Genomic DNA, 9510 nt, shown 5'->3' on the forward strand with positions numbered 1-9510 from the left:
GCAGGCCTCTCAAGCTGGAGGTGGGCGTTTCCGCGCCTGAGTAATCTATTCCGATGTAGCGGGTGAACCGGGTCATCAGATGGCCTCTATTCCTCGATCCCGCGAACCAGGTTCAGCAGCCGCCTGAACTCTTCATTGTCGGCATCGCTTTTCCAGAAATTGATGAACTGGCAGACGACCTGGAGATTGCCGTCCTCGTAGTGGCCATTGCTGTCTTTCCTGTCGAGGGACGGCAAGAGGTTTTTGTCCTCCTGCTGCCCTTGAAACTGGAGCGGAATGCCGGTCAGGGCGCACTTGTTGTCCTGCTGCACCAGCAGTTGGCGGATTGTAGCCTCTAGTTGCTGCGCAGTCATCCGCAGCTCCTTGTTCTTCAGTATGCGTTGGACCGGCTGACCATTGGAGTTCTTCACCGTATTCTCGACGGACATGCGCATTGCGACGATAGACTTCTCAAGCGCGCCCAGGAAACGGCCGTCATCTTTCGAACCGGCGGCGGGCGTCAATTCGCCCTTTAACTCCATTTTGATTAGGTTTGTGAAAATCCAGAAGAAGGAGTGCGCATCAATCAGGCGAACAGAATTCAAACCCGCTTCCTGCGCGATTAAAGGCCTCATCTGCTGAAGAAAATCGAGGAATGCCGTGTAATTTTCCCAGTTGCAGTAACGCGACGTCGAAAAATCGATGCCGATTTCCTTGAACAAGCGATCGAAGCCAGTTGGATGGATCGGCGTGAAGCGATCAATATCTTTCAGGAAAAACAAGTAGGCCAGCAGCGGATATTTCGCACCGGTAATGACGCTCAGTTCCTCGAAGAGCTTGCCCTCGTCTTCACCGCCCACGTAGAGCGCAAACAAGAGCCGCTCGACTTCCTTGCGAAGTCCAGGGTTGGTTTCCGCCTCGATGAAAATCCGGTGATCGCGGTTGGCGTGGCCGAACCGGTTCTGCCAGAATACGAGGTTGTTGGTCAGGTTGCGGCGGCTGTCCTGGATTTCGATCGCATCGATCACATGCCGAAGGATCACTCCGGTGCCGATACTCGCTTCCGTCCATGTGTCCGAAGCCAGAAGTGTCAGGGCATAGGTGCGGAGTCTTGGCTTGTAGTCTTCCCACGCTGCCGCCAATCCCTCTTGGAAATTGGTGAAGGGATGCCCTTTGTCACGAGCAGTGATGAGCCGCTGAAAGCGCTCAAAAACTTCACCAAAAGCTATGGCGTCGACTGTTAGCTTTGAGTTACTCCCGCTTAAAGTCGATTGGGTGTGCGGGTTTGCATACCAGTCAAGAAAGCGGTTCAGAGCGGCGTCGGTATCAATCTCCACACGTAATGCCGCGGAACTGCCCAATGCGGCAAGTGGCCCATTGAGATTGGAATTCTTGGCATGTCGGATCAAACGGACCCCCTCAATGCCTTGAGGCGCTGGCGGAAGAAACCACAGGCGCGTCTCGGAAGCATCGCGATGCAGCGCCAAAACGCGACCGTCTGCGGTTCTGAATCCAATCACATAGTCTGTTTGCTCTTTGACCGGCGCGCCGAACCGAGCACGGAGCACTTGCTCTGCGGTTGCGATTGGCACACTCATTCCGCCGCCTCCTGAAGGCCAGCGGTGCTCACCGGCGCAAGGGCCTCGGCCAGCAGCGCGTCGAGAAGCTTGCTACGGGTATCGTCGGCGGACGTCAGGGTCGCCTCCAGTTGGTCGCAGAGCGCCATGAGTTCATCGACTTTGGCGACGATGCGGTGTTGTTCGGCCAACGGTGGGAGGGGTACAGAGAGGGACCTAATGTTATCCAGGTTGAGCCCCGGCTTTCCTGCTCCGTAGGCACATTCTAATAGTTCACCTCGGCCTCCCGCATCTGCCATCAGGCACAGAAGCAACCACGGAGAAAGACCGGCATCGCTGGGTCGAACAAGGCCGACGTGCTGGCTGACGTAGGCCTCCCCTAAGTCTTCTTCCAGCAGCGCAGGATTTGTGACCCCGGCCCCCGTGATGACGATGAGAAGGTCATTCCTGTATACTCGTGTCCGGCTACCTTCTGAGTTTGACGGCGGTCGCACATAGGCAAGGTCATCAAGCCGCATGCGACCAAAACGAATGTTCTGCGCCCGAACAAAGCCCGGACCGGAGGTCGCGTAGTATTCGCCCCATCCGCGCGAACCGCTGGTCACAAGGTCGCAAACGTCGCCAAGAGCGATTGGAGTCCACCTGATTGGAAGGCTGTCTGACAATCGGGCGATGTCTCTGTTTGTGGCTTTCGGCTTCGGTATATCGCCATCCCTCGCACGCTCAGCTCTTTCTAAGGAAATGCGGTTCAATAACTCCTCAGCTGGTTCATCCGCAGGGTCCTGCGGCACGAGCTTGCCGCGGACGGCGAGGTTGAGGATGGTCTGGCGGAGCTGCTTAACCTGGTCGTGCCGCGCGGTCAGCGCCGGCAGGGCAACCAATGCGAAGCCGGCGTCGTCGGGGAATGTCTCGGGATCGGGGCTGTTGAGACGGGCGAGGCTTGCCGCCGCCAGCCGGTCCCGCTTCGCCTCCCGCTCCGTTCGCGCCGCGTCCAGCTCGTCGCACAGCGCCATCAGTTCATCGACCTTGGCAACGATGCGGTGTTGTTCGGCGAGAGGCGGGAGGGGCACTAGAGCCGGAGCCATTCGCTTCAAAGTCACGCGCGTAATCGCCGCTCCCTTCATGAAGCCGCGCATCTGGTCGTAGAAAAACGGAGAACGCAGAAAGACCACTAGAAGCCTGTTAAGTACGCCCGTCGGGAGCTTCAACAGGGCGACGCTCGACAACATGCTGAATGGCTCAATCAAATTGTTGACGGTCACCACTCCAGTGGTCGCGCCATCTTTGATGTACAAAATGTCCCCTTTTTCGGGGTTGCAACGTGAGAAGATTTCAGCATGAACATCAGATGAAACGTAAGTTACTTGATCGAGCGAGACCCCGTGCTCTTTGATGTTTTTCGCCGTTATGTACTTGAATTCTCCCACCGGGCCGTTGTCCGGCGAATGATGTGTGCCATCGGTGAGTTTCGTCACGATATCTCCGATACGAGACCAAACCCATGAATTAGGCAAAACGAAAGAGCAATCGTCGGCGCTGACGCTGTCTGGTTCGGCAAATTTCTTAATGCCACCGGACTTCCTTAGGTCAGACTTTTCCTTGGCGATCTGCAGCAGCAGTTCCGACGCCGGTTCATCTGCCGGGTCCTGCGGCACAAGCTTGCCCCGGATCGCCAGATCGAGAATGAACCGCCGCAGCCGGGCAATCGCATCCGGGGCATCGGCAATTTGTTCATAATGCTGCAACAGGCGCTCGGCGTTCATCGGGCCAGTGCCTCGGCCAGAATGCTCTTCAGCTGTTCGCGCAGACGGGCCGAATTGGTTTCGGCCGCCATCAAGTCGGCCAGCAGGACCTCCGGATCGCCATGGTCATCGGCCACCGTGTGCGGGTTCTTGACATCCAGATTGTAGCCGCGCGCCTTCACCTCTTCCAAGGTGACGCGCCAGGCCTGCGGGCCTTCCTCGCGGCCCTGGCGCTCCTTCCCGCCCCACCAGTCCACGCAATCCTGCAGATGCTCCTGGCGGATCGGCTTGGTCATGGAATAGGCCTTCTGGCCCTCGGGCACGCGATGCTCCCAATACCAGATGGCTTTGGTCGGCGTGCCCTTTTCGCAGAACAGCAGGTTGGTGCCGATCGAGGCATAGGGCTTGAACACGGAATTGGGCAGGCGGACAATGGTGTGGAGGTTGCACTCCTCCAGCAGATGTTCCTTCAGCCGCGTCTTGATGCCTTCGCCGAAGAGAGAGCCATCGGGCAGCACCACGGCGGCGCGCCCGCCGTCTTTCAACAGGCGCACGATCAGCGCCAGAAACAGGTCTGCGGTTTCCTTGGTGCGGAAGGTCGGAAAGTTGTTCTCGATCCCGTCTTCCTCGCGTCCGCCAAAGGGCGGATTGGTCAGCACGATATCGACGCGCTCATCCTTGCTCCAGGAAATCAGCGGGCGGGCCAGCGTGTTGTCATGGCGCACGAAGCTCGGGTCTTCGATGCCGTGCAGCAGCATGTTGGTGACGCAAAGCATGTGCGGCAGCGGCTTCTTTTCCACCGCGCGCAAACCGGCCTGCATCTTTTCCCGCTGGGCTGGCGTGCGCACGTGGTGCTTTTCCATGTGGCGGATGGCGCAGGTGAGAAAGCCGCCGGTGCCGCAGGCGGGGTCAAACAGGATTTGGCCTGGCTTCGGGTCGATGCGCTCCACCATGAAGGCGGTGAGCGCGCGCGGGGTGTAGTATTCCCCCGCATTGCCGGCGGACTGAAGGTCGTTCAAAATCTGCTCGTAGATTTCGCCAAAATGCTGGCGCTCCGTCAGGCTGTTGAAATCGACGTCGCTGATCTTGTTGACCACCTGGCGGATCAGTTGGCCAGACTTCATGTAGTTGTAGGCATCCTCGAACAGGTCGCGCACCACGCGGCGGCGATCCCCCGGCTTTGCCGAAACCGGCACCGTCTTCAGCGCCGGAAAGAGCTCGTTGTTGACAAAATTGAGCAGCCCCTCGCCGGTAATGCCTTCCGGGTCGGCCGCCCAGTTGCGCCACTGGAACCTCTCCGGGATCGGCGATACATAATTGTCACGCGTCAGCTCCAGTTCCTGGTCCTGATCGTCCATGATCTTGAGGAAGAACATCCAGCACAGCTGGCTGATGCGCTGGGCATCGCCATCGACGCCGGCATCCTGGCGCATGATATCCTGGATGGATTTGACGGTATTACGGACTGACATGTGTTAAATGCTTCTTTTAGTTCAGGCTCGACCTGATGTGATTAGTAATTTGGAGTAGAGGATCGCGATGTTTTGCAGGGTACAGAGCGTCTTTCGAAGCCGGCGGATAATTTTCGTTTTGCCAGAATGTCTTAGGATGGAACCGAAACTTCGCCACAAGACGACGACCGAAATCCATTTCCTGGTATTGATAGGCGCTATCTTTTCCGAAGTCGCTCACCTCGGGATACTCACCAAGCAGAAAACCTTCTTGGATGTGCGGCCGTATTGCATCTGGCGGACATGCGCTCGCCAAACGGATGATTTGCAGACCAGCTTCTGAGCTTGCCGTTACAGCACCGCTCAAATTTGGAATTCCGAACACATACAAAAATCCTTCATTGCCGTTATCGTTGTGGGAGGCAAAGGATGCGGCTATCCGAAGTGAATGGGATACATCCAGAAGCGGGGTAGCACAGACCTCATAGTGCTGAAGAATAGCCCAGCGAAGTATGCGTTGCCGCTTCAATTGATCGCTGCCTTCCAAACTTTCGGCGGTGTAGCGTTTTAGCAAGTCATGTTCCGCCTGCCTAAGCCTTTCAAACCGATTTTCCAACATTGCCTTCGTCGGAATCCTCAAACCCTCCAAGCGGAAGATCGTCGCCTTCATGAGAGTGCGAGGTATCTTGGATGTCCTCGTCGTGTAGTCCTGGCTTTGCCCGCGGAAGACTAAGACGTGTTCACGGTTACGGAATTGGAGTTCGGCAACTTTCTTAGCCAACTCAAAATAGGTTGTCACCAAGTGACCTTTACCGGTCCTTATCGCTTGGTTGGATGCGCTCACCGCAGCATCCTGATCTTCAAAATATGACCAGATTTTCTGATTGCCTATCAGCTCCACGGTTAATTGGCCTCCTCATAAATCGCGTTTTGCATATCATGAACCGCTTGCTCGAAGCCGGATTTTCCGCCAAATGCGCGGACAAGTTCGACCGGTGTGCCCAATGTATTGACCGGCGGTATCCTGAGCACATTGGTGTCGTCGAGGTTCAACACGCCCTCATCGGCGTATTTGGAGAGCAGCACATCCAGCACCGCACGCGCCTTGCCTTCGTAGCGGCCGAACACATCGCGCTTCTTCACATTGTCGGCCCGCTCCTGGCGGGTCAGCGGTTTGCGATCAAAGGCGATGTGGCAGACGAGATCGAAAGGATCGAGGTCGATGCCGAGTTCCCGGGCGATCACATCCAGCGGCAGGCCTTCGGCCGCCAGTTCCTTGACCAACGCATCCTTGCGCTCCTCGGATTTCCAGCGTTTGAGGAAGACATCGAGGCTGGCGAAATGGCGTAGCAGCGCCGCCTTGGTGAAATCGCGCAGGCTTTCGGTGACCAGCCTTCCGTCGGCATCGAGATACTCCACGCGCTCCGCGATCACGCGCGCGCCGACGCCATCTATGTAAATCTTTTTCTGCGGACCGCCGTTCCCGCCTGGAAACGTGACGTCGTCGCCATCAGGCATTGGAGGATCGGGCGTATAGGCCTCCTGATCGCCGGCCTGGAAACCCGGGATATCCGTGTCTGGCGGGGTAATTGGATCGGTCTCGCCCGGCTCGTAAATCTGAACCGGGTCACCATCGAATTCAGGATCGGCGAAGTGGTTCGTAGCGCCGCGGAAATCCATGAGGGTGAAATAGAATTTCTGCGTATCCTCATGAACGCGGGTGCCGCGCCCGACAATCTGCTTGAACTCGGTCATGGAGCCGACAGACCGGTCCAGCACAATGAGCCGGCAGGTCTGCGCATCGACACCGGTGGAGAGCAGCCGAGAAGTGGTGACGATGACGGGGTAGCGCGACTCCGGATCAATGAAATTGCCGATCTGCGCCTGACCCAGGGTATCGCTACCGGTGATGCGCATCACATAGCGGGCGTTTTCATCGCAGAGGTCCTTGTTGTCGTTGATAAGGGCCTGGCGCATGCGCGCCGCATGCTCCTCATCGACGCAGAAGACGATGGTCTTCTGGTAGCGGTCGCCGCTCTCCTTCAGGAATTCCGTGATCTTGGAAGCGACCAATTTTGTCCGGTCGTCGAGGACCAGGGTCCGATCGAAATCCTTGACGTTGTAGATGCGATCCTCGACCTCATCCCCATCGCGGTCGAGCTGCCCCTTCTCAGGCCGATACCCCTCGACGTCGCGATCGACATGGACCTTGATCACCTTGTAGGGGGCAAGGAAGCCATCGCTAATGCCCTGCTTGAGGGAATAGGTGAGGACCGGGTCCCCGAAATATGCGGTGTTGGAGACGTACTCGGTCTCCTTCGGTGTTGCCGTCAGGCCAATCTGACTGGCTGCTGAGAAATACTCGAGGATTTCGCGCCAGGCGGAGTCCTCGGCGGCGCTGCCGCGGTGGCACTCGTCAATGACGATGAGATCGAAGAAGTCGGGCGAGAATTCACGAAAGAGCTTCTGCCGTTCCTCCGGTCCCGTGATCGCCTGGTAAAGGCCGAGATAAATTTCGTAGGAGGTATCGATGCGGCGTTTGCCATCAAGCGCAAGCGTCAGATCGATGTTGGTGCCGTCCGCCCGCTCGATGGTCTTCGACTTGGTCGAGAGCTTGGCCATTGCGCCGCCGAACGGCCGAAAGTCGTTGACCATGGTCTGGTCGATCAGAACGTTACGATCCGCCAGAAACAAGATGCGCTTCTTGCGCCCAGCCTTCCAGAGACGCCAGATGATCTGAAACGCCGTGTAGGTTTTGCCGGTGCCGGTGGCCATGACGAGCAGGACGCGGTCCTGGCCCTTGGCAATGGCCTCGATCGCGGCGTTGACGGCGTTGACCTGATAGTAGCGCGGAGCCTTACCGCTGCCGTCGTCATAGTAGTCCTGGAGGACCAGCGCCTCGGCGGAACCATCGAGGCCCTTCCAGGCGCTGTAGAGCCGCCAGAGGTCATCAGGCGACGGAAACTGGTCAAGACGGAGGCTCTCCTCCTTTACGTCACGTAGTCCCGTTCGATCATGAAAAACGAAGCCATCGCCATTCGATGAGAAAACAAAGGGAATGGCGAGCGTTTCCGCATAGTCCAACCCCTGCTGCAAGCCGTCTCCCATGGCATGCTTGTTGTCTTTCGCCTCGATGATGGCGAGGGGAATGTTGGGCTTGTAGTAGAGGACGACGTCCGCCTTTTTCGCGGTGCCGCGCGCCACCAGCTTACCCCGCACGGTGATGCGTCCCTTGGTGAAATACACCTCTTCGCGGACCTGCAACATCGTGTCCCAGCCGGCCCGCTTCACGGCAGGCAGGATGAACTTCGTGCAGATATCGCGTTCCGTCAAAGAGCGCTTGTCCATCCCGATGCCGTTCCCACCTCCCCATTGATTGGTCAATATGAATAGTGTTCGAACCGTCATTGCAACCCTGAGCTCAGGCGATGATATTTCGCTGCCGAAGGTTCCGATGGCCACCATGCTCATTATTTTCGATTCAGCCCTAAACTTCGTTATGCGGAGTAATGGGGGGAAGACGATAGAATATGACCAAGCACCGTTTGCAGAACGGCTCCCAACTGGAGACCGGTCAGAGGGGCATGAGATGACGCTTGGGACGGAAAGGGAAGAGGCCATCTGCATAGCGGTGGGCTAGCTCTTCAAAGACCTCCTCACTTTCGCGGACATCGAATCCTTGGAGCTCAAGTCCATCAACCAGGACATCACGCACCAGGTCGAGCGCCTGACGCCGTCCCAGTTTATTCGTGTCGGCACGCGTGATGATCTTCCAGAGAAGCATCCGCGCAAGATCATCGCGTGATGGCCGACGCCGTGCGCGCGCCTCGTCTCTCACCCGCTGTTGTCGGACCTGCTGTTCTAAGTTGCGCTGCTTTTTTGATTTTTTCGACATGTCACTCTCCTTTGTAGAGCTTCAGGCTTAGCGCCGGCGATGCAAGGGACAAACGGCGATTGCTCGTATTTTCCATCTGACTACGAGAGTGCCGTGGTCAAAGCGTGCAAACGTTGTCATCTGCAAACGCCGTTTGTGTCCGAATCGCGGATTGACGGTTTAGAAACACGGATTTGGAGATCGGAATCGCGGCAGCGTAAATTGAGATGATGTGCAGTGATTTGCCTGCAACTCGATTCAGGGCGAGATCAATCCCGCCAAATTGGATTGCCGTTCTGGCATGGCGAATTCAATCGGATGGCACCGCGGTCCACACCAAGCATGCCACGCGTACTATTCAGACCTAACCAAAATCCGATTAAACGAAGGTGCGGGCTCCTACACTATAGTTATAACTGATCAACGTTTGGCGACAACAAACCTCAACCCAAAAATGCGGGATAAGTCTGGCAAAGTGGGACTTGTCCATTCCCTCTGGCTTCTTGTGTGCGATAAGGTAGAGACGGCAATCCCGCCTTGGCCGCGCACGAAATGCCGTCGATTCCTGTGAGGTTTTGTGGCCCCGAGGCTAGAGACAAACCTGCTAAAATTTCTGCAATACGGTGTCTCCGAGGAGCTGGGGCAACGGGCAGTTGCGGCTCGGCTGACGGTAACGAAGGTCAGGACGGCCAGTCAGAAGGACATTAGAGCCAACGGCTTCACTACTGAGGAGGCCAAGGCACTCAAGGCCGCCGTAGTCCGCAGGCCAATTGACGAGACGGTGGTGCTCTCGCTTCTGGATAGAAGCAACTACCTCTGCAATTGTTGCAAGGGTGACAAGGGCCACTCCTTCATCGTGCATCACATCGAGGAATACTCGACATCGC

The 9510-nt window shown here is 57.0% G+C and carries 7 protein-coding genes; 1 reads left to right on the forward strand and 6 read right to left on the reverse strand.

Translation table 11 applies throughout. The annotated features are described in order from the left end of the window. Positions 1–86: 86 nt before the first annotated feature. The 6 genes from Q8O80_RS10890 to Q8O80_RS10915 form a co-directional block, all read right to left on the reverse strand. Positions 87–1577 (reverse strand): hypothetical protein, encoded by a 1491-nt coding sequence (locus tag Q8O80_RS10890; protein WP_305579495.1) that lies wholly within the window; start codon positions 1575–1577, stop codon positions 87–89. After that, positions 1574–3319: a restriction endonuclease subunit S gene (locus tag Q8O80_RS10895; RefSeq protein WP_305579496.1), complete on the reverse strand. Its 1746-nt coding sequence runs from the start codon at positions 3317–3319 to the stop codon at positions 1574–1576. Before Q8O80_RS10895 ends, Q8O80_RS10890 begins: the two co-directional genes overlap by 4 nt. Then, positions 3316–4770 (reverse strand): class I SAM-dependent DNA methyltransferase, encoded by a 1455-nt coding sequence (locus Q8O80_RS10900; RefSeq protein WP_305579497.1) that lies wholly within the window; start codon positions 4768–4770, stop codon positions 3316–3318. Before Q8O80_RS10900 ends, Q8O80_RS10895 begins: the two co-directional genes overlap by 4 nt. Positions 4771–4786: 16 nt before the next feature. Continuing rightward, positions 4787–5650, reverse strand: a complete 864-nt coding sequence (locus tag Q8O80_RS10905) for an FRG domain-containing protein (RefSeq protein WP_305579498.1) — start codon at positions 5648–5650, stop codon at positions 4787–4789. 2 nt (positions 5651–5652) lie between these two features. Next, positions 5653–8097: an EcoAI/FtnUII family type I restriction enzme subunit R gene (gene hsdR, locus Q8O80_RS10910; protein WP_371136166.1), complete on the reverse strand. Its 2445-nt coding sequence runs from the start codon at positions 8095–8097 to the stop codon at positions 5653–5655. A gap of 226 nt (positions 8098–8323) precedes the next feature. Then, on the reverse strand, positions 8324–8644 hold the full coding sequence (locus Q8O80_RS10915) for a hypothetical protein (protein WP_305579500.1): 321 nt from the start codon (positions 8642–8644) through the stop codon (positions 8324–8326). A 556-nt stretch (positions 8645–9200) separates the two neighbouring features. On the opposite strand from Q8O80_RS10915, the gene Q8O80_RS10920 reads away from it, so the two are divergent. Then, the coding region (locus Q8O80_RS10920) for a hypothetical protein (RefSeq protein ID WP_305579501.1) at positions 9201–9510 on the forward strand (310 nt) is incomplete at its 3' end.

It is taken from the genome of Devosia sp., from assembly GCF_030689745.1.
GTDB lineage: Bacteria > Pseudomonadota > Alphaproteobacteria > Rhizobiales > Devosiaceae > Devosia > Devosia alba.